Source organism: Mycobacterium saskatchewanense (genome assembly GCF_010729105.1).
In the GTDB taxonomy this organism is placed as follows: domain Bacteria; phylum Actinomycetota; class Actinomycetes; order Mycobacteriales; family Mycobacteriaceae; genus Mycobacterium; species Mycobacterium saskatchewanense.
In genome coordinates this window covers 2,456,882-2,476,738 of record NZ_AP022573.1, presented here as the reverse complement: position 1 = coordinate 2,476,738, position 19,857 = coordinate 2,456,882, and the positions used below count along the sequence as shown (strand labels likewise).

The following is a 19,857-nucleotide window of genomic DNA, read 5'->3' as shown; positions in this document are numbered from 1 at the left end:
CCATGTGCACCCATCTGAGCGAGCACGTCGACATCGAGGGCAGCGGCAAAGGCGCGACGGGCTGGTTCGGGGCCAGCCGCGCGACGGTGTACGTCGACCATCCCGTCCACGCCCCCTACGCCCACACCGTGAACATCGACGTGATCAACCCGCAGCTCGGCCCGTCGGCGCGGGTGGCTCTCGAACTCACCGAGGAAAGCGCCCTCGCGCTGGCCGACGCCATCCGCAACGCCATCGGCCATGCGCCGGCCGGGCTGGCGTCCAGGGACCAGTAGGGGGTTCGCGATGACCGCCGACTACCCCCAGGCGGCCGCCGCCCGCGGCCGGATCGAGCCCGCGCCCCGGCGGGTACGCGGCTATCTCGGTGACGCGCTCGTCTTCGACACCGTCGCGGCCCGCTACGTGTGGGAGGTGCCCTACTACCCGCAGTACTACGTTCCGCTGGCCGACGTCCGGCGGGAGTTTCTGCGCGACGAGAACCACCCGCAGAAAGTCCAATTCGGTCCGTCGCGGCTGCACTCCCTGGTGGGCGCGGCCGGAACCTACGAATCCGCGGCGCGGGTGTTCGACGCCGACGGCGGCGGCCCGCTGGCCGGCACCGTGCGGTTCGACTGGGAGCCGTTGCGGTGGTTCGAGGAAGACGAGCCGGTCTACGGCCACCCGCGCAACCCGTATTCGCGGGTCGACGCCCTGCGTTCGCACCGGCACATCCGGGTAGAGCTCGACGGTGTCACCTTGGCCGACACCGGATCTCCCGTTTTGCTATTCGAAACGGGCTTGCCGACAAGGTATTACATCGACCCGACCGACGTCGCTTTCGAGCACCTGGAGCCCAGCCCGACGCAGACGCTGTGCCCGTACAAGGGGGTCACGTCGGGATACTGGTCGGTGCGGACGGGCGCGACCGTGCAGCCGGATCTGGCGTGGACCTATCACTATCCGCTGCCGGCGGTCGGCCAGATCGCCGGCCTGGTGGCGTTTTACAACGAAAAGGTCGACATCACCGTCGACGGTGTCGCACTGCCGCGACCGCAAACGCATTTCGGTTAGCGGCTCGTGGGCTCGTCTCCGGGGGCCGATTTACCCGGAGGTGTCGCGGACGAGGGGCGCGGCGCCGGAGCCCGAACCGGCGAACTGTCGCAACCAGTCGAACCAGTCGGACATGCCGTCGCCGGTGCGGGCGCTGACGGGGAACACCGTCGCGGCCGGATTGATCTTGCGGACCTGCTCGATGTATCGGTCGACGTCGGCATCGAGGTAGGGGACCAGGTCGACCTTGTTGAGCAGCACGAGGTCGACCGAGCGGAACATCACCGGGTATTTCAGCGGTTTGTCTTCACCCTCGGTGACCGAATACACCATTACCTTGGCGTGCTCCCCGACGTCGAACTCGGCGGGGCATACCAGGTTCCCGACGTTCTCGATGATCACCATGTCCAGTTCCGGCAGCTCGAGGTCCTGTAGCGCCCGATTGACCATCGGGGCGTCCAGGTGGCACTCGCCGCCGAACCCGTTGCCGGTGTTCAACAGTGCCACCTGCGCGCCCCGGCCGTGCAGCTTGACCGCATCGAGATCGGTGGCGATGTCGCCTTCGACGACTCCGATCGCCAGTTCGCCCGCAAGCTCGTCCAGGGTGGCGGCCAGGATCGTCGTTTTGCCGGATCCCGGCGAGCTCATCAGGTTCAGGGCGCGGATGCCGTTGCTTTCGAACGCAAGCCGGTTGATGCCCGCGCGCAGGTCGTTCTCGGCGAAAATCGACTCCAGCACCTCGACGCGCTGTGGACCCGTGGTGTACCCGCTGTGGTCACCGTGCCCGTGGCCGTGGCCCTCGTCGTCGAGATCGTGCTCGTGTACCGTGCCGTCGTCGTGGCGGTGGAATCTGCCCATCAAACTCGACCTTTCGCGGACTGCGGAGAAGTCACGACACCTCGACCGAGGTGACTAGGAACTCGTTGCCGCGCACCACGTGGACGTCCGCGCTGTCGCATCCCGGGCAGCACACCGACCACCGGGACTCGATCCGCGCCTGCCGGGCGCAGGCGCGGCACATCACCTCGGCGGGTACCAGATCGAGTTCCAGCTTGGTGTCGGTCATGTTGTCGTCCAGGTGCTGACAGACCAGCCCCCAGCAAAATTCCAGGGACTCGGGCACCACCTGGCGCAGAGCGCCCACCTGGACATGGATGACGTCGACGTGACGGCCGGCCGCATGGGGCTTCACCACACCAGCAATGGCATGGCACAGCGACAACTCGTGCACCCCACCATGCTGCACCGCCAACGACTTCGGCGTCACGAAACGTGAGCGTGGAAAAGCGCAGAATATGTGTGCGAAATTGTGATTGTCGCCGCATCGCGGGCGGTCTAGCCTGAGCGAGACCGCCCGCGCCGCCCGGCCCATAGGCGTGAGGGTCGATCGCTGCTCAGGAGGTTCGCGGTGGGCAGTCGGCATGACGCGGTGACGACCGTGCGGCTGCGCCTCGACATCGCGGGCGTGGTCCAAGGCGTCGGATTTCGTCCGGCAGTCGCCCGTATCGCCGCACGTCACGGCCTGGCCGGCTGCGTCTACAACGACTCCGGGTCGGTGCATTGCGAACTCGAGGGTGCGCCGGACGCGGTCGAAGCCGCGATATCCGCGATCAGCGCCGACCGGCCGCCGATGGCCCGCATCGACTCCATCGCGGCCATTCCGCTACCGCCCAGCGGGGAGCCCGGGTTCCGGATCGTCGACAGCCGGGCGGGCGACGCCCGTCGCACCCTGGTGCCGCCGGACATCGCCGTCTGCGCCGACTGTCTGCGCGAACTCCGTGATCCCGCCGATCGCCGGCACGGCCATCCCTTCATCACCTGCACCAACTGCGGCCCGCGCTACACGGTGATCACCGACCTGCCCTACGACCGGCCATCGACCACCATGGCGCACTTCCCGATGTGCGCATCGTGCGCGGCCGAATACGCCGATCCCACCGATCGGCGGTTCCACGCGCAGACCATCGCCTGCCCCGACTGCGGGCCAAGGTTGACTTGGCACGGTCCCGGGGACGGGGCCGACCCGATCGCGGCCGCCGCTCGGGCCCTCGATGACGGTCTCATCGTCGCGGTGAAGGGCATCGGAGGGTTCCACCTGGCCTGCCGGGCCGACAACCCCACGGCGGTGGCAGCCCTTCGCGACCGAAAGTGTCGCCCCGCCAAGCCTTTCGCGTTGATGGTTGCCGATCTTGCCGCGGCGCGGAGCATTGGTCGCATCGATGCCGCTGCGGCAGACCTACTGCGGTCACCGGCTGCGCCGATCGTCCTGGTGCCCGCTCGTGACGACGCGGCGCTGCCTGGCGTGGCGCCCGGTCTGTCCGAGTTCGGGGTGATGCTGGCGTATTCGCCCGCGCACCATCTTCTGTTCGACAGACTCGGCGCGACGCCGCTGGTCATGACTTCCGCCAACAGCGGCGGATCCCCCATCGTCTTTCGCGATGCCGATCTGACCTGGGTCGACGGCCTGGCTGACGCGGTGCTCACCCACGACCGGCCCATCCATGTGCCCTGTGAAGATTCGGTGGTCACCGTCGACCGCGACGGTGCCGTGGTGCCGATTCGACGGTCTCGGGGCTACGCACCCCTGCCGGTATCGGTCGACACCGGCGACGGTGAGGTGATCCTGGCCACCGGCGGTGACCTCAAGACCACGTTTTGCCTGATGGGCACCGACGGCCACGCCCACCTGTCCGCGCACCTGGGTGATATGGCCGACCCGCGCACCCAGACCAGCTTCGAATCCGCCCTGCACCACCTGGCTTTCATGACCGACCGCCATGCCGCCGCCGTCGCGTGTGACCTGCATCCTTCGTACGCCACCAGCGGCTGGGCCCGCCGACGCGGCCAGCCCGTGATGCGGGTGCAGCACCATCACGCGCACGCGGTGTCGCTCCTGGCCGAACACGGACGGCTCGGCACCCCGATGCTTGCGGTCGCCTTCGATGGCACGGGCTACGGCACCGACGGCACCATCTGGGGCGGCGAGCTATTGCTGGTGACCGACCCCGCGGCGTTCACCAGGGCCGGGCATCTGAAACCGTTCGCTCTGCCCGGCGGCGAGGGTGCGGTGCGCCACCCCGGCCGGATCGCGCTCGACCTGCTGCACCGGGCCGGCCTCGAATGGGAGGGGGACATTCCGGCGGTCCGCCACCTCGGCGAGCAGGCGCGTCAGGTCCTCGCCCAACAGATACCGCGCGGCATCGGATGCGTCACCACCAGCAGCATGGGTCGCCTCTTCGACGCGGTCGCCAGCCTGCTCGACGTGTGCCACACCGTCACCTACGAGGGGCAGGCGGCCGTGGAACTCGAGCACCTCGCGCGCCGCGGTCGCGCCGTGCCGCTGGACTTCGAGGTGGCCCAGGGGGTGCTCGATCCGGCGCCGCTGATCACCGAACTGGTGCGGGGCCTGCGGGCGGGCACAGCGCAAGAGAATTTGGCGGCGGGCTTCCACGACGCCGTCGTGAGAGCCACGGCGCGGGCGGTCCGTCAGGCGGCGGTTGGCATCGGAACCATCGGGCTGACGGGGGGCGTCTTCGTCAACCGGCTGCTGCTCGACGGTCTTCGCAAAGAGTTGACCGGCAACGGTTTCGAAGTGCTGACCCATGGAGTGTTGCCGTGCAACGACGGCGGCCTGGCGCTCGGTCAGGCCGTCATCGCGGCGCGGATGCGCCAGAAGCTTCACGAGAGAGGAGACGCCGGATGTGTCTCGGAATTCCCGGCAGGATAGTCGACACGTGGGATGAGGCGGGCACACGAATGTGCACCGCCGATTTCGGCGGTACCACCAAGACCGTATGCCTCGCCTACCTTCCGGACATGCAAGTCGGGGAGTACACGATCGTCCACGCGGGATTCGCCATCACTCGGCTCGACGAAGCATCGGCGAACGAAACCCTGCGGATGTTCCACGAGCTGGGCGTGCTGGACGAGGAACTGGCCGGTGACGAGGGCCAGGGCAGCAGGGAGCCGGCGTGAAGTACCTCGACGAATTCCGTGACCCGACGGCCGCGCACACCTTGGTCGATCACATCAAGAAGCGCGCAACCCGGACGTGGACCGTGATGGAAGTCTGTGGCGGGCAGACCCATTCGATCATCCGCAACGGCATCGACCAACTGCTGGACGGCGCGGTGGAATTCATCCACGGCCCCGGATGCCCGGTCTGTGTGACCCCATTGCAGATGATCGACCGTGCGCTGGACATCGCGGCTCGCGACAACGTGATCTTCTGTTCCTTCGGCGACATGCTCCGGGTGCCCGGAAGCCAGCATGACCTCTTCAGCGTCCGCGCCCGCGGAGGAGACGTGCGGATCGTCTATTCGCCCTTGGATGCCACCCGGGTGGCCGCCGACAACCCCGACAAGGAGGTTGTGTTCTTCGGCGTTGGCTTCGAAACGACCGCACCGGCCAACGCGATGGCCGTTATCCACGCCGAGCGGCTCGGGCTCACCAACTTCTCGATGCTGGTCTCCCATGTTCTGGTGCCGCCCGCCATGACGGCGATTCTGAGTTCGCCGAGCAACCGGGTCCAGGGCTTCCTGGCCGCCGGGCACGTGTGCACGGTGATGGGCACCGGTGAATACGGCCCGCTGGTCGACGAATTCCAGATACCCATCGTGGTCACCGGCTTCGAACCCCTCGACTTGCTCGAGGGCGTCCGGCAGGTCGTCGAACTCCTCGAAGCCGGGACGCCGGAACTGCGCAACGCTTATCCCCGCGCGGTGACCGCCGCCGGCAATGCCGTCGCGCAGCAGACGCTCGCCGAGGTGTTCGTGGTCACCGATCGACAGTGGCGCGGCATCGGCATGATCCCGAAATCCGGATGGTCGCTCTCGCCCCGTTATGCACAGTTCGACGCCGAATCCAGGTTCGGGGTCGGCCACCTGCAGGTCTCCGAATCCGCGGAATGCCGCAGCGGCGAGGTCCTGCAGGGCCTGCTGAAACCCAACGAATGTCCGGCGTTCGGGAAGTCGTGCACGCCCCGCAACCCGCTGGGCGCGACCATGGTGTCCAGCGAGGGCGCCTGCGCGGCCTACTACCAGTTCCGTCGGCTTGAAGCGACCGCTCGTGCCTGAGCGACCCAGCGGCATCGACCCGGCCGACTGGGTGTGCCCGCTGCCGCTGCGCGACACGAAACGGGTCGTGCTGGGCCATGGCGGCGGCGGCGTCCTGTCAGAAGAGCTCATCGAGAACCTCTTCCTCCCCGCGCTCGGCGCGCCTGCCGGGCCCGCCCGCGATTCGGCACTGCTCGACATCACCGGCGGGCGTGTCGCACTGACCACCGATTCCTACGTGGTGCAGCCGTTGTTCTTTCCCGGCGGCAACATCGGCGACCTGGCGGTCAACGGCACCATCAACGACCTGGCATGCAGTGGCGCCCAACCGCTCGCGCTGACGGCCGGGTTCATCCTCGAAGAGGGGCTCGAATTAGACGTGCTCGGCGCGATCGCCGAGACCATGGGTAAGGCGGCCGCGAACGCCGGCGTCGCCGTCGTCACCGGCGACACCAAAGTCGTGGCGAAAGGCGGTGCGGACCAGCTCTTCATCAACACCGCCGGGGTCGGCGTGGTACCCGCCGGTGTGCACATCGGCCCGGAGCGCGCACGGCCGGGCGACCACATCGTCGTGTCGGGCAATCTCGGCGAACACGGCGTGGCGGTCATGAGTCTGCGCGAGGGCATCGACTTCGGCACCGTGGTCACCAGTGACAGCGCACCGCTGCACCGGCTGGTCGGCGCCATGCTCGCCGCCGGCGGCCCCGCGGTGCATGCGCTGCGGGACCCCACCCGGGGCGGGCTCGTCGCATCCGTTGCCGAGATCGCGCGCGCCGCCTCGGTCGGCGTCGAGCTCGAGGAGGCGAGAATTCCTATCCCCGAGACGGTTTCCTCGGCATGCTCGTTTCTGGGGTTGGATCCGCTCCAGGTGGCCAACGAGGGCAAGATTGTGGCATTCGTCGACCCCGGGCGCAGCGAGGCGGTGCTCGACGCGATGCGGTCACGGCCCGAGGGAACGAATGCCGCGATCATCGGTCGAGTGGTGGCCGAGCATCCCGGCATGGTCGTCGGAAAGACACCGTTCGGAACCGCGCACGTCATCGAACGTCAACTCGGCGAACAACTTCCGCGCATCTGCTGATCCGTCGCTGATGTCGGGTCGGGCGGGCGGGCCGGTTGTCAACTGCGCGCGGCGCCGTCGATCACCTTCGATGCCGGCGCGATACTGCGCAACGCCGCCGCGGCGACCGCCGCCGCCGTCAGACCCAGGTGCGCGGCCACCTCGCGGCCCGGCCCGCTCTCACCGAAACGCTCGACGCCGATCACCGCGTCCCAGGGCCTGGCGATTGCCCGCCAGCCGGTGGTCACCCCCGCCTCGATCCACACGACCGGCAGGTCGGGCAGCTCGGTGTCGTCGGCGTCGAGCGCGGCCGCGATGCGTTCGCGCCACATCACGGAGATCACGATCGACGATATCCCATGCTGCTCAAGCAAATCGGCCGCTTCGAGGGCGAGCGCGACCTCCGAGCCGCTGGCCGCCAGCACCACCTGAGCGGCGCCCGTGACCGGCCGCACGACCCGCATGCCGTAGTGGCGGGTGTCGTCCAATCCGGCACCGCCGAGTGTCGGCAGGTCCTGTCGGCTCAGCACCAAGGCCGTCGGCCCGTCGGTGTTGAGGGCGGCCAGTTGCCAGGCCAGCGCGGTCTCCGCGGCGTCGGCCGGGCGCAACACGGTGAGGCCCGGAATCAGGCGCAACGACTCCAGCTGTTCGATCGGCTGATGCGTGGGGCCATCCTCGCCGACGTGCACCGAGTCGTGCGTGAACACATACACCACGGGCAATCTCATCAGCGCCGAAAGACGCAGGGCCGGCCGCAGGTAATCGGCGAACACCAAGAAGGTGCTACCGAACGGCCTTAACCCTCCGTGCACGGCGATGCCGTTCATGACGGCCGCCATCGCGTGCTCGCGGATTCCGAAGTGAATATTCCGTCCGCCGAAGTCACCCGGCCCGACGTCGCCGCCCGGAATCGTGGTGTTGGTCGAGGCCGCCAGGTCGGCCGACCCGCCCACCAACCCCGGATAGACGGCGGCGAGCGCTGTCAGAGCCGACCCAGATGCCTTGCGGGTAGCCGACTTTCCGCCCGGAGCCAGGCCGTCGGCCAGGGGCGTCAGCACCGACGGGTCGTCGCACTCGGGAATGGTGTCGAGCGGAAAGTCAGCCGACAGCTGCGGATGGTCGACCTGCCACGCGGCGTGCGTCCGGGCCCATCGGGTGTGCGCCACGGCGCCCCTCGCCGCCACCACTGCCGCCGTCGCCCGGACGGCGAGTGGCACGTGGAACTGCTCGTCGGGCCAGTCCAGGCGTGCGCGCATGGCAGCGAGCACCTCGGCACCCAGCGGGCTGCCGTGTGCGCGCGGGGTTCCTTCGACACCGGGCGCGCCAAAGCCGATGGTGGTCTTCACCCTGATGAAGGTGGGCCTGCCGTCCCCGCTGACGGCCTCGGTGAACGCCCCGTCCAGGGCAGGCACATCGTTGCCGTCGTCGACACTGAGCACCCGCCAGCCGTAGGCAGCGAACCGGCCCTCGACGTCGTCGGCGCAGCTTTGTGAGGCGGGCCCGTCGATGGTGATGTCGTTGTCGTCGAAGACGACGATCAGCTTGCCCAGCCGCAGCCGCCCGGCGAGCGATGCGGCCTCGTGGCTGATGCCCTCCATCAGGTCGCCGTCGCCGGCGAGCACCCAGGTGCGGTGGTCGACCACGGTGTGTTCGTCGGTGTTGCACCTGGCGGCGAGCAGCTCCTCGGCCAGGGCCATCCCGACGGCGTTCGCAATCCCTTGCCCCAGAGGGCCGGTGGTGGTTTCGACGCCCGGCGTGTGACCGTACTCGGGGTGCCCGGGGGTCAGGGAACCGAGTTGGCGGAATCTGCGCAGTTGGCCGAGCGGTAGGTCGTAGCCGAAGAGGTGAAGCAGCCCATACAGCAGCATCGACCCGTGGCCGGCGGACAACACGAAGCGGTCGCGGTCCGGCCAGCGCGGGTCCGCCGGGTCGTGGCGCAGGTGGCGCGACCACAACGTCCACGCGATCGCGCTGGTGCCCAGTGGCAGGCCGGGATGTCCGCTGTTGGCGGCCTCGACGCCGTCGGCGGCAAGGAACCGCAATGTATTGATGGCGAGCCGGTCCAGTTCGTCGGTGCGGGCGGGCGGGCCTGCCGAGGACGACAGGTCCGCGTTGGGGCCGGTCGTCGTTCTGGGTGCGACGCTCACTGTGGCACCAGCCTTTCGTTGGTCTCGCGGGCGGCCGCGCGCAGTGCGTTCGCGCGGTCGGTCATGCTCGGCCCGGCGAACAGAGCCGAACCGGCGCAGAACACGTCGGCCCCGGCCGCCGCGGCACCGGTGATGGTCTCGGGCCCGATGCCGCCGTCCACCTCGAGCTCGACAGGCATTGCGCGACGGTCGATTTCGGCTCGGGCCGCCGCTATCTTCGGTTCCATGCCGGCCAGGTAGCGCTGGCCGCCGAATCCCGGGTTGACCGTCATGATGAGCAGCAGGTCGGTGAGGTCCAGGACGTCGAGGACCGCGGCCAGCGGGGTAGCCGGGTTGAGCGCCACACCGGCGCGGGCGCCGAGGTCCCGGATGCTCGACAGGGTGCGGTGTAGGTGTCGACACGCCTCGGCGTGCACGATCACCACCTCACAACCCGCATCGACCCACCGCGGCAACATGGCGTCGGGATCTTCGACCATCAGGTGGGCCTCGAAGCCGATCGCGACCCGGTCGCGGCAGGCCGCGATCACGTCGGGACCGAAGGTGAGGTTGGGGACGAACTTGCCGTCCATGACATCCCACTGGATGCGGTCGACGCCGGCCCGCTCGATCTCCGCGACGTCGCGACCTAGTTCGGCGAAGTCGGCCGGCAGCACCGACGCGACCAATAGTGGGGTCACCGCTGAGCACCTTCCTTCAGGACCTGGCCGCCAGGTTAGGGGCGTTAAAGCGAATTTCGATCCCCCAACGCGGGGAAATTCGGGGGGACGCCCATGATCGATGAAACGAGATGACTGCGTACGGCATCGCCATTATCGTGTTCGCATGATTGGGGTCACCGCAGCGCCGATTACCGGACCCGTTCGAGTGGTATTGGTCGACGACCACGAAATGGTCATCGAGGGTCTCAAAGCCATGCTTGCGTCGTTCAAGAACCGGGTGCGGGTTGTCGGTGAGGCGGTGGGCGCCGAAAACGCCCTCACGGTGATCGGGGCCCTCCAGCCGGACATCGTCCTGTGCGACGTGCGGATGCAGGGCGCGAGCGGACTGGACCTCTGCCGCACCATCCGCGAACGCAATCGGACCAGCAAGGTGATCCTGCTTTCGGTGTACGAGGACGAGCAGTACTTGTTCCAGGCCCTGCGGGTCGGCGCCTCCGGCTATCTGCTGAAAGGCATCAGCAGCGACGAGCTGGTGCGGCAGCTCGAGTACGTCCACGGGGGGTCGACGGCCATCGATGCCGGCCTGGCGGCGCGGGCCGTCGACACCGCCGCGCGGCTGCAGCGCGACGAGTTCTGGCCGGGCGCCAGGCAGGGGCTGAGCCAACGCGAGAGCGAAATCCTCTCGTTCGTGGTCGCCGGACTGTCCAACCGGGGCATCGCGAGCAAACTCATCATCGGCGACGAAACGGTCAAGAGTCACTTGCGTTCCATTTACCGCAAACTGGGCGTGAGCGACCGCACCGCCGCGGTGGCCGTGGCGCTGCGCGAGGGAATCTATCGGTGACGGGGTCGGTGCGGGGTCTGGTGGACGCCGACCGCGAAGTCGCGCTGCTGCTCGACATCATCGCCGCCACCGGCAGCGGACCGGCCGTCGAGCCGGTGGCCGCCGCGGTGGCCCGGCTGATCACTGCGGCGACGGCATCCGACGTCTGTTTCGTGCACGTGCTCGACGACTCCGGCGCCTCGCTGACCCTGGCCGGCGCGACGCCGCCCTTCGATCAATACATCGGCCAGGTGCACCTGGGACTTGGTGAGGGCGTGTCGGGCTGGGTGGCCCGGCAGCGCGAACCCGTCGTCATCACCAGCGGCAAAGACGAGGACCCGCGCTATCTGCCGATCGCGGCGTTGCGCGGCTCCGACTTCACGTCAATGGCGTCGGTACCCATGGAGGCCGGGTCGGGCCGCCTCGTGGGCGTGCTCAACGTGCACACCGTGGCCCGCCGCGACTTCACCGAGCGCGACATTCAGCTGTTGTTGGCCATCGGGCGGCTGACGGCGGGCGCGGTGGATCAGGCCCGCGTGCACCGGCAACTGGCGGCCCGGGAGCGGGTGCACGGAAACTTCGCCGAACAGGTGATCGCCGCGCAGGAATCCGAGCGCAGGCGGCTGGCCGGCGACATCCACGACGGCATCTCCCAGCGGCTGGTCAGCCTGAGCTATCGGCTCGACGCCGCGGCCCGCGCGGTTGACATCGACGACTCCGCCGAGGCCGGTCAACAGCTCGAAAAGGCCCGCGACTTGGTCGACCTCACCCTGGCGGAGGCCCGTTCGGCCATCGGTGGCCTGCGGCCGCCCGTGCTCGACGACCTTGGCCTGGCGGGCGGCCTGGCCAGCCTGGCGGCAACGATTCCCGAGGTGGACCTGCACCTGGAGTTGGCCGACGACCGGTTGTCCGAGCACGTCGAGGTGGCCCTGTACCGCATCGCGCAGGAGTGCCTGCAGAACGTTGTCAAGCATTCGCGCGCGATGACGGCGACCGTGCGGTTCGCCGTCGATGCCGGGACGGCCCGGCTCGAAGTGGCCGACGACGGAATCGGCATCCGTGGATTCGATGCGTCGTCGAGCCCGGCGCCCACCAGCTACGGAATGCTCTCGATGACGGAACGCGCGGAGCTGGTGGGCGGTCGGCTGACCGTGCGGTCGGCGACGTCGGGGCCCGCGTCGGGAACCACGGTCGTGGTGACCATCCCGTTGGGCGGCCCGGGTTGTGCGGGTCAGGCCGGCTGAAGCTGGTGCCGCAGGCGCACGGCGGCGGCGTTGGCCGACAGGTGGCTCGACAGCGCTTCGTGCGCCGCCCCGATGTTCGTCTCGTCGCCGCGCCACGCCGCCAGCGCGGGTGACACCAGGGCCCTCCCGAACGAGAACGTCAACGGCCACGGTGTGCGGTGCGCCTGCAGTGCCGTGAGGTTCGTGGTGGCACGTGCCGGCGATTGCCCGCCCGAGAGAAAGGCGACGCCGGCGAGGTTGGCCGGCCACGCCCGCAGCACCGAGACCGTGGCCTTGGCGACCTCTTCGGCCGTCGCCGGGCTCGGGTGGTCTTCGCCCTCGATCACCATGTTCGGTTTGAGCACGATGCCGGCCAGGTCCACATGTAGCAAGCCCAGCTGCTGACGCACCGCGGCGTGCACGTCGGCGGTCACTTCCGCGCAGCGGGCGAGGCTGTGGTCGCCGGTCATGAGGACCTCGGGTTCGACGATCGGCACGATGCCCGCCTCCTGGCAGGCCGCCGCGTAGCGGGCCAGCGAGTTGGCGTTGCACGCGATCGCACCCCAGCTCGGCGTGGAGCCGGTGACGGTGAACACCGCCCGCCACTTGGCGAAGGCCGCGCCCATCTCCACGTACCGGGCCAAACGGGAGGGCAGCCCGTCCAGCCCCTCCGTGACGGTCTCACCCGGCAGGCCGGGGCACGGCTTGGCGCCGATGTCCACCTTGACGCCCGGCAGCATGCCCAACTCGCGTACGGCCTGGGCGAACGGTCTTCCATCGCTCAAGACCTGCCCCAGGGTCTCCTCGCAGAAGATGATCCCTGAGACGCCGTCGGCCAGCTTGGGCGTGGTCACCAGGATTTCGCGGTAGGTGCGCCGCCCGTCCGCGGTCGGAGTGACGCCCGCTTTCTTCAGACGGGCGGACATGGTCGCGACGCTCTCGTCGGCGGCCAAGATGCCTTTGCCGGGCGCGGTCATGGCCGCGGCGATCTCTCTGCATGCGTGCACGTGTGGGTCCCTCCGGTTCGTGTTTGCGAGTGCGCACACGGTATGGGCGGCGCGGACGCGTCGGCCTCACCCGCAAGGTGGATCCGCGGGGTAACCGCAATGCTGAACCAATTGGTTCAGAGTTCGCGCTTTATTGTCGATAGACAACTTCAGTATCGGCTGTCACGATTCCAGCCATGACAGACAGATGGAACGCGGGAGTGATCCCCTACGCGGAGATGGGTTATTGGCAACCTGACTACGTCCCCAAGGACACCGACGTGTTGTGCGCCTTCCGGATCACCCCGCAGCAGGGGGTGCCCCCGGAGGAGGCGGGCGCGGCGGTCGCCGGCGAGTCGAGCACCGCGACCTGGACGGTGGTGTGGACGGATCGCCTCACCACGTTCGAGCATTACCAGGCCAAGTGCTACCGCGTCGATGCGGTACCCAACGCCGCCGGCCAGTGGATCGCCTGGATCGCCTACGACCTCGACCTGTTCGAAGAGGGCTCGATTGCGAACCTGACCAGCTCGATCATCGGCAACGTGTTCGGGTTCAAACCGCTCAAGGCGCTCCGCCTGGAGGACATGCGGATTCCGACCCACTACGCCAAGACCTTCCAGGGCCCCGCCCACGGCATCGTCATGGAGCGCGAACATCTCAACAAGTTCGGCCGGCCGCTGCTGGGCGCCACCACCAAACCGAAGCTCGGGCTCTCCGCGCGAAACTACGGCCGCGTCGTCTACGAGGCACTGCGCGGTGGGCTGGACTTCACCAAGGACGACGAGAACATCAACTCGCAGCCGTTCATGCGGTGGCGAGACCGCTTCCTGTTCTGCATGGAGGCCGTCAACCGCGCGCAGGCCGCGACGGGGGAGATCAAGGGCCACTATCTCAACGTCACCGCCGGAACGATGGAGGAAATGTACGAGCGGGCCAACTTCGCCGCCGAGCTGGGTTCGGTGGTCGTGATGATCGATCTGACGATCGGCTACACCGCCATCCAATCGATGGCCAAGTGGGCTCGCGACAACAGCGTCCTCCTGCACCTGCACCGTGCCGGTCACGGCACCTACACCCGGCAGAAGACCCATGGCGTCAGTTTCCGCGTCATCTCGAAGTGGATGCGGCTCGCCGGCGTCGACCACATTCACGCCGGAACCGTGGTCGGCAAGCTCGAGGGTGACCCCAACACCACCGCCGGCTTCTACGACACGCTGCGGCTCAACAGCGTCGCCGCCGACCCGGTCAAGGGCCTGTACTTCGACCAGGAGTGGGCGTCCATGCCCGGCGTCATGCCGGTCGCGTCCGGCGGCATCCACGCAGGCCAGATGCATCAACTCATCCACTACCTGGGCGAGGACGTCGTGCTTCAGTTCGGCGGCGGCACGATCGGTCACCCGATGGGAATCGCCGCGGGCGCCGAGGCGAACCGCGTCGCGCTGGAGGCCATGATCAAGGCGCGCAACGAGGGCCGCGACTACTTCAAGGAGGGCGCCGACATCCTCAAGAAGGCGGCATCGCGCAACCGGGCGCTCGACACCGCCCTGGCCACCTGGGGCGACATCACCTTCAACTACGAATCCACCGACACCCCCGACGTCGTCGCGACGCCGACCCGCGTTTGACCCGCGCCGTCCGCGTGGCGATCGCGGGCGATGCGGCTCGCCACATTCTCAAGAGGAGCACCATGCGAATCACCCAGGGCACCTTTTCCTACCTGCCCGACTTCACCGACGAGGAAATCACCGCGCAGATCGACTACGCGCTCGGGCACGGGTGGCCGCTGTCGGTGGAGTTCACCGACGACCCGCACCCGCGGAACATCTATTGGGAGATGTGGGGCCTGCCGATGTTCGACCTCAAGGACGCGGCCGGGGTCTTGCTGGAGGTGAACGCCTGCCGGGCGGCCAATCCCAACAGCTACGTGCGGCTTAACGCGTATGACGCCAGCCTGGGCCGGCAGACCACCGCGTTGTCGTTCATCGTGAACCGGCCCGCCGAAGAGCCCGGCTTCCGGCTGGACCGCGCCGAGCGGGCCGACCGCCGGATCGGCTACACCACCTCGGCCTACGCCACCGAGCGGCCCGTCGGCCGGCGGTACGGGTCGCCGTGACCCGTACCGCGTTCGGCGACCGCCCGGGAACCGAGTCGGGGACTGCCAAGGAGTGTGAGCGCCTTCCCGACGAAGCGGTCGTCGACCTGGGGGCGGCGCGGGCCGATTCGGGTGTCGACGAGGTGTTGTCCGCGCTGGACCACGACCTCGTCGGTTTGGCACCCGTTAAGACCCGCGTGGCCGAGATCGGGGCGCTGCTGTTGGTGGATCGCGCGCGTGCGCGCTTCGGGTTGCGGGCGCCGAAACCCACCCTGCACATGTGCTTTACCGGCAACCCCGGCACCGGGAAGACCACCGTCGCGATGCGGATGGCCGATCTGCTGCACCGGCTTGGCTACCTGCGGCGCGGCCATCTGGTCTCGGTCACCCGCGACGACCTGGTCGGCGAGTACGTGGGCCACACCGCCCCCAAGACCAAGGACGTCATCAAACGGGCGATGGGGGGCGTGCTCTTCATCGACGAGGCGTATTACCTCTACAAGGCCGAGAACGAGCGGGACTACGGCGGCGAGGCCATCGAGATCCTGCTGCAGGTCATGGAGAACAACCGCGACGACCTGGTGGTGATCCTGGCCGGCTACGCCGACAAGATGGACCAGTTCTTCTCGGCCAACCCCGGGATGCAGAGCCGCATCGCCCACCACATCTCGTTCCCGGACTACACGACCCGCGAACTCGAGGACATCGCCGGGCTGATGATCGCCGCCCTGGGCTACCGATTTTCCGATGAAGCCCGCGGCGCGCTGCGCCAGTACCTGCACCGGCGGCGCGACCAGCCGTGGTTCGCCAACGCGCGCAGCGTGCGCAACGCCCTGGAGCGTGCGCGCCTTCGGCACGCGCGGCGACTGCTGGAGCAGGCCGACACGCCCGTCGGGCTGTCGGCCCTGACCACTATCGAGGCGGTAGACCTGTTGGCGAGTCGGGTGTTCGACACACGGGAGAGCGCATGACAACGAACGCCCGCCTGCGCGCGCTGGTCGAGGTGGCCGATACCGGTTCCGTGCGCGGCGCCGCGGAACGCCTGGTCGTCAGTGAATCGTCGATCTCCTCGGCGCTGCGGGCGCTCAGCAACGACATCGGCATCACGCTGGTGGACCGGCACGGCAGGGGAGTGCGGTTGACGCCCGCGGGGTTGCGGTATGTCGAGTACGCCCGCCGAATCCTCGGCTTGCACGACGAGGCCATCGTGGCCGCGCGCGGCGAGGCGGATCCCGAGAACGGCTCGATCCGGCTCGCGGCGGTGACCTCGGCCGGAGAATTGCTGATCCCGGCGGCGCTGGCGTCGTTTCGCGAGGAGCATCCCGGGGTGGTGCTGCACGTTGAGGTGGCCGCCCGCAATGCGGTCTGGCCGATGTTGTCGCGACACGAGGTCGACCTGGTGTTCGCGGGTCGGCCGCCCGAGGACTTGCGCACGAAGGTCCGGGTCCGCGCGGTCAGCCCGAACACCCTGATCGTGGTCGGGCGGCCCGACCTCGCCGACGGCTTCATTCCGGCGTCGGCGACCTGGCTGCAGCGGGAACCTGGTTCGGGGACTCGGTCGACGTTGATGACGCTGCTCGACGACCTGGACGTCGTACCGCCGCAACTGGTGCTGGGATCCCATGGCGCGGTCGTGGCCGCGGCGGTGGCGGGCCTGGGCGTCACGCTGGTGTCGCGGCAGGCGGTGCGGCGCGAGCTGGAGACGGGGACCCTGGTGGCGCTCCCCGTGCCGGGGACGCCGATCAAGCGCCCGTGGCACGTGGTGAGCCAGCCCACCCCGCCCATGGCCACCGAGCTGCTGATCCGGCATCTGGTGTCGCATCGGGAGCTCGGCTGGCGCCAGGTGAGCGCGGTGCGCCGCGCCTCGTAGGCCGGCGTCAACGCCGCAACGTGTCCGACGGCGACTCGCCCCACCGTTTTCGGTATTCCACCGCGAAGCTGCCGAGGTGGTTGAAACCCCATCGCTCGGCGACGGCGGTGACGGTGACCCCGTCGGCGGGCATCGCGTCCATGAGTTCCTCGTGCACCCGCTCCAGCCGGCGCTCGCGAACGTACGTCATGGGCGTCATGTTCAGCTCCTCGCGGAAACCCTGCTGGATGGACCGAACGCTCATGTGCACCGCCTTGGCGAGGCGTTCCATCGTGATGCGCTCGGCCAGATGGTCGTCGATGTAGTCCATGGCGTCGTGCACAACAGCCCGCCGCGGATCGGGTTGGGCCGGTTGCAGGATCTCCTCGTGATAGTTGGACGGTTGTAGCTGCAACAGGGTGCTCATCACCAGTTCCTCGATCGCGCCGATGCCCTGGCCCCGCTGGATCAGCGATCCGGGGTGGAACACCTCGCTGTGGATCAGTTGAACGGCGGTGTGCCACCGCATCGCGGCCTCGCTCGCCAGGTCGAAATCGGGCTCGAACTCCAGTGGCTTGTTGAGGCTGCGACCCAGCAACCGCGTCAGGTGGGCGGCCATCGCCCGCTGTTCGATCCGGATCAGTAGGTGTGGGGAGTCGTGGTCGAACGCCACCCGCAACGCCTCGCCGGGGCTGGTCACCAACGCCCGGATCGTGTTGGCTTCGAAGGCGCGGCCACGGTGATTGACGAACGCGCGGCCGTTCATCGGCATGTGCACGCCGAAGTACTGCCCGAGCATGGGCACGTCGACGGTGGCTGCGACGTGCAGGTCGAGGTACAGCATGCTGACGTTCCGCAGCCGGACGCCGTGCATGGTGGCAGCAAACCCCGCGACGTCGTCGTGCCCGATCTGTAACGACAACGGTGCCAGGGCCTTGGCGAGCAGTCGCATGGCCTCGGTCGGGTTCTCGGTATAGAAAATCTCGTTGTCCGCCAACGCCGGCGGGACGCCACGCGAGCGCACCTTGCGCCGCACCGGATTCGCCGTCCGGCGGATGTCGATGTAGCCCAACCGAGTCAGTCGCGACACAGCGGATGCCCTGCTCCCGGCCGCGCGTGGGGCGCCCCGAACGATGAGAATGATGAGGTGCCTGCTAAAGAATCCGCGGCGATCATGCAAGTCTCCCACTGACCGAGCGCGCGCCAACGCGCCTAACTCTTCGCAATCGTGACAGCTGGTGCGCGAAAGCGATAGGCACAGTTCAAACTTGCCGATAGCTTGTGAGCGGGCCCACAGCGTGGCCCGCTCCCGTCGGGACAGCCCCCCGATGGCATAGGAGGTCCCATGTCGGCAAACGGTCACGTCGTCGAACTGTCGCCGGCCGACCGACTCCGCGAGCGGCTCGACGATCCGGCGGTCGCCGCGTCGCTCAACAGCCTGCTCGACCACGCCGATCTGCTGGCGATCCTGCTCACCGGCCTTGACGGCTTCACGCGCCGCGGTGACGAGATCACCGAATCGCTGGCATCGGCCGTGAACGAGCTCCGCGGCGCGTCCCTGGCTGCCAACGCGCCCCTGTTCGACCAGGTCAAGTCCGAGCTGGGGTCCATCGATGTGCAGGCACTCGCCGCGAGCGTGGCATCGCTGGCATCGGTGCTGGTGGCGGCGACACCGGCGTTGAACAACGTCCTGAGATCACCGCTGCTCGACCCCGAGTCGGTCGACGTCGTGTCGGGACTGGGTCAGGCGTTGATCGAAGGAAAGGCCGCCGCGGCGGCGGACCCCGGTGGTCCGAAGGGACTGTTCGGGCTGTGGCGAGTCACCAAGGACAAGGACGTCAGCCGGGGTCTCGGCTTCCTGATCCAGGTCGCGCGGGCATTCGGGAAACACCTCCCGCAATAAGCAACGATCTTCAGCCCAATTTCGAGAGGAGTTCGAATGGCTTCGGTCTTATGGTTTCAGGGTGGCGCATGTAGTGGAAATACGATGTCTTTTCTCAATGCTGAAGAGCCTAATGTTGTCGACTTGATTGTCGATTTCGGACTTGATCTGCTCTGGCACCCGTCATTAGGCCTCGAGCTCGGAAAGAATGCGCAGAAGGTTTTCTGGGATTGCGCCAACGGTGACCGGGCCCTGGACATCTTCGTGTTCGAGGGCACGGTCATCGAGGCGCCCAACGGCACGGGCCGGATGGACATGTTTGCCGACCGTCCGATGAAGGACTGGGTCACCGACCTGGCGGCCGCCGCGCAGATCGTGGTGGCCATCGGTGACTGCGCGTGCTTCGGGGGGATCCCGGCCATGGAGCCCAACCCGTCGGCATCGACGGGCCTGCAGTTTCACAAGCGGGACAGGGGCGGCTTCCTGGGTCCCGACTTCCGCTCCAAGATGGGGCTGCCGGTGATCAACATCCCGGGCTGCCCGGCCCACCCGGACTGGATCACCCAGATCATCGTCGCGTTGGCCACCGGTCGCGCCGGCGACATCACGCTGGACGAACTGCACCGGCCCGAGACCTTCTTCAAGACGTTCACCCAAACCGGTTGCACCCGCGTGCAGTTCTTCGAGTACAAGCAATCGACGATGTCGTTCGGCGAGGGCACTCGCACCGGCTGCCTGTTCTACGAGTTCGGGTGCCGCGGACCCATGACCCATTCGCCGTGCAACCGGATCCTGTGGAATCGCCAGTCGTCGAAGACCCGCGCCGGCATGCCGTGCCTGGGCTGCACCGAACCGGAATTCCCGCACTTCGATCTCGCGCCCGGGACCGTGTTCAAGACGCAGAAGGTCAGCGGCATGATCCCCAGGGAGGTCCCGGAGGGCTCGGACCACCTCACTTACATGGCGCACGCCGCGGCCGCGCGCATCGCCGCGCCGCAGTGGTCCAAGGAAGACATGTTCGTCGTCTGACGACGACGGCACCCACTA

Annotated in this window: 20 protein-coding genes; 14 read left to right on the top strand and 6 right to left on the bottom strand. The window is 68.1% G+C overall.

Annotation, left to right across the window (positions count from 1 at the left end; translation table 11 throughout):
• Positions 1-2 precede the first annotated feature (2 nt).
• Together G6N56_RS11370 and G6N56_RS11365 are read left to right on the top strand one after the other, a co-directional pair.
• Positions 3-275 carry a DUF6295 family protein gene (locus G6N56_RS11370; protein WP_085254567.1) on the top strand — a complete coding sequence of 91 codons (273 nt, stop codon included), beginning with the start codon at positions 3-5 and terminating at the stop codon, positions 273-275.
• Positions 276-285: 10 nt separating this feature from the next.
• Positions 286-1,050 carry a DUF427 domain-containing protein gene (locus G6N56_RS11365; protein WP_085254566.1) on the top strand — a complete coding sequence of 255 codons (765 nt, stop codon included), beginning with the start codon at positions 286-288 and terminating at the stop codon, positions 1,048-1,050.
• A 30-nt stretch (positions 1,051-1,080) separates the two neighbouring features.
• Here G6N56_RS11365 and hypB read toward each other — a convergent pair whose 3' ends face one another.
• Positions 1,081-1,887: a hydrogenase nickel incorporation protein HypB gene (hypB, locus tag G6N56_RS11360; RefSeq protein WP_085254565.1), complete on the bottom strand. Its 807-nt coding sequence runs from the start codon at positions 1,885-1,887 to the stop codon at positions 1,081-1,083.
• A gap of 31 nt (positions 1,888-1,918) precedes the next feature.
• Positions 1,919-2,260 (bottom strand): hydrogenase maturation nickel metallochaperone HypA, encoded by a 342-nt coding sequence (locus G6N56_RS11355; protein ID WP_085254573.1) that lies wholly within the window; start codon positions 2,258-2,260, stop codon positions 1,919-1,921.
• A gap of 177 nt (positions 2,261-2,437) precedes the next feature.
• On the opposite strand from G6N56_RS11355, the gene hypF reads away from it, so the two are divergent.
• Genes hypF through hypE form a run of 4 tightly spaced genes read left to right on the top strand, consistent with a single transcriptional unit; the run spans position 2,438 to position 7,164 of the window.
• Positions 2,438-4,756, top strand: a complete 2,319-nt coding sequence (gene hypF / locus G6N56_RS11350; RefSeq protein WP_232069276.1) for a carbamoyltransferase HypF — start codon at positions 2,438-2,440, stop codon at positions 4,754-4,756.
• Positions 4,729-5,004, top strand: coding sequence for a HypC/HybG/HupF family hydrogenase formation chaperone (locus tag G6N56_RS11345; RefSeq protein ID WP_085254564.1), 276 nt, complete (start codon positions 4,729-4,731; stop codon positions 5,002-5,004). The genes hypF and G6N56_RS11345 overlap by 28 nt, the downstream gene beginning before the upstream one ends.
• On the top strand, positions 5,001-6,104 hold the full coding sequence (hypD, locus tag G6N56_RS11340; RefSeq protein WP_085254563.1) for a hydrogenase formation protein HypD: 1,104 nt from the start codon (positions 5,001-5,003) through the stop codon (positions 6,102-6,104). Before G6N56_RS11345 ends, hypD begins: the two co-directional genes overlap by 4 nt.
• On the top strand, positions 6,097-7,164 hold the full coding sequence (gene hypE / locus G6N56_RS11335) for a hydrogenase expression/formation protein HypE (RefSeq protein WP_085254562.1): 1,068 nt from the start codon (positions 6,097-6,099) through the stop codon (positions 7,162-7,164). The genes hypD and hypE overlap by 8 nt, the downstream gene beginning before the upstream one ends.
• A 38-nt stretch (positions 7,165-7,202) precedes the next feature.
• Here hypE and tkt read toward each other — a convergent pair whose 3' ends face one another.
• Positions 7,203-9,290, bottom strand: a complete 2,088-nt coding sequence (tkt, locus tag G6N56_RS11330) for a transketolase (protein WP_085257838.1) — start codon at positions 9,288-9,290, stop codon at positions 7,203-7,205.
• A complete protein-coding gene (rpe, locus tag G6N56_RS11325) occupies positions 9,287-9,970 on the bottom strand; it encodes a ribulose-phosphate 3-epimerase (RefSeq protein ID WP_085257837.1) in 684 nt (227 codons plus the stop codon). Before rpe ends, tkt begins: the two co-directional genes overlap by 4 nt.
• A 145-nt stretch (positions 9,971-10,115) precedes the next feature.
• Between rpe and G6N56_RS11320 the strand changes: the two genes are divergently transcribed.
• Entirely contained in the window at positions 10,116-10,796 is a 681-nt protein-coding gene (locus tag G6N56_RS11320; protein ID WP_085257836.1) for a response regulator, read from the top strand.
• Positions 10,793-12,019: a GAF domain-containing sensor histidine kinase gene (locus G6N56_RS11315; RefSeq protein ID WP_232069275.1), complete on the top strand. Its 1,227-nt coding sequence runs from the start codon at positions 10,793-10,795 to the stop codon at positions 12,017-12,019. Before G6N56_RS11320 ends, G6N56_RS11315 begins: the two co-directional genes overlap by 4 nt.
• Here G6N56_RS11315 and G6N56_RS11310 read toward each other — a convergent pair.
• Complete coding sequence (locus tag G6N56_RS11310) at positions 12,007-13,005, bottom strand: class I fructose-bisphosphate aldolase (RefSeq protein WP_085257834.1); 999 nt, start codon at positions 13,003-13,005, stop codon at positions 12,007-12,009. The two genes, G6N56_RS11315 and G6N56_RS11310, sit on opposite strands and share 13 nt — an antisense overlap.
• 176 nt (positions 13,006-13,181) lie before the next feature.
• Here G6N56_RS11310 and G6N56_RS11305 point away from each other — a divergent pair, with 176 nt between their 5' ends.
• From G6N56_RS11305 to G6N56_RS11290, 4 genes are all read left to right on the top strand, one after another.
• Entirely contained in the window at positions 13,182-14,612 is a 1,431-nt protein-coding gene (locus G6N56_RS11305; protein ID WP_085256115.1) for a form I ribulose bisphosphate carboxylase large subunit, read from the top strand.
• A 62-nt stretch (positions 14,613-14,674) separates the two neighbouring features.
• Positions 14,675-15,100, top strand: a complete 426-nt coding sequence (locus G6N56_RS11300) for a ribulose bisphosphate carboxylase small subunit (RefSeq protein ID WP_085256118.1) — start codon at positions 14,675-14,677, stop codon at positions 15,098-15,100.
• Positions 15,097-16,050, top strand: coding sequence for a CbbX protein (gene cbbX / locus G6N56_RS11295; RefSeq protein ID WP_085256114.1), 954 nt, complete (start codon positions 15,097-15,099; stop codon positions 16,048-16,050). The genes G6N56_RS11300 and cbbX overlap by 4 nt, the downstream gene beginning before the upstream one ends.
• Positions 16,047-16,949, top strand: a complete 903-nt coding sequence (locus G6N56_RS11290; RefSeq protein ID WP_085256113.1) for a LysR family transcriptional regulator — start codon at positions 16,047-16,049, stop codon at positions 16,947-16,949. The genes cbbX and G6N56_RS11290 overlap by 4 nt, the downstream gene beginning before the upstream one ends.
• 7 nt (positions 16,950-16,956) lie before the next feature.
• Here the strand turns inward: G6N56_RS11290 and G6N56_RS11285 are convergent, their stop codons facing one another.
• Positions 16,957-18,018: an AraC family transcriptional regulator gene (locus tag G6N56_RS11285; protein ID WP_085256112.1), complete on the bottom strand. Its 1,062-nt coding sequence runs from the start codon at positions 18,016-18,018 to the stop codon at positions 16,957-16,959.
• 255 nt (positions 18,019-18,273) lie between these two features.
• Between G6N56_RS11285 and G6N56_RS11280 the strand changes: the two genes are divergently transcribed.
• Entirely contained in the window at positions 18,274-18,831 is a 558-nt protein-coding gene (locus G6N56_RS11280) for a DUF1641 domain-containing protein (protein ID WP_085256111.1), read from the top strand.
• Positions 18,832-18,867: 36 nt separating this feature from the next.
• Positions 18,868-19,839, top strand: coding sequence for an NADH-quinone oxidoreductase subunit B family protein (locus G6N56_RS11275; protein WP_085256110.1), 972 nt, complete (start codon positions 18,868-18,870; stop codon positions 19,837-19,839).
• The last annotated feature ends 18 nt before the right edge of the window (positions 19,840-19,857 follow it).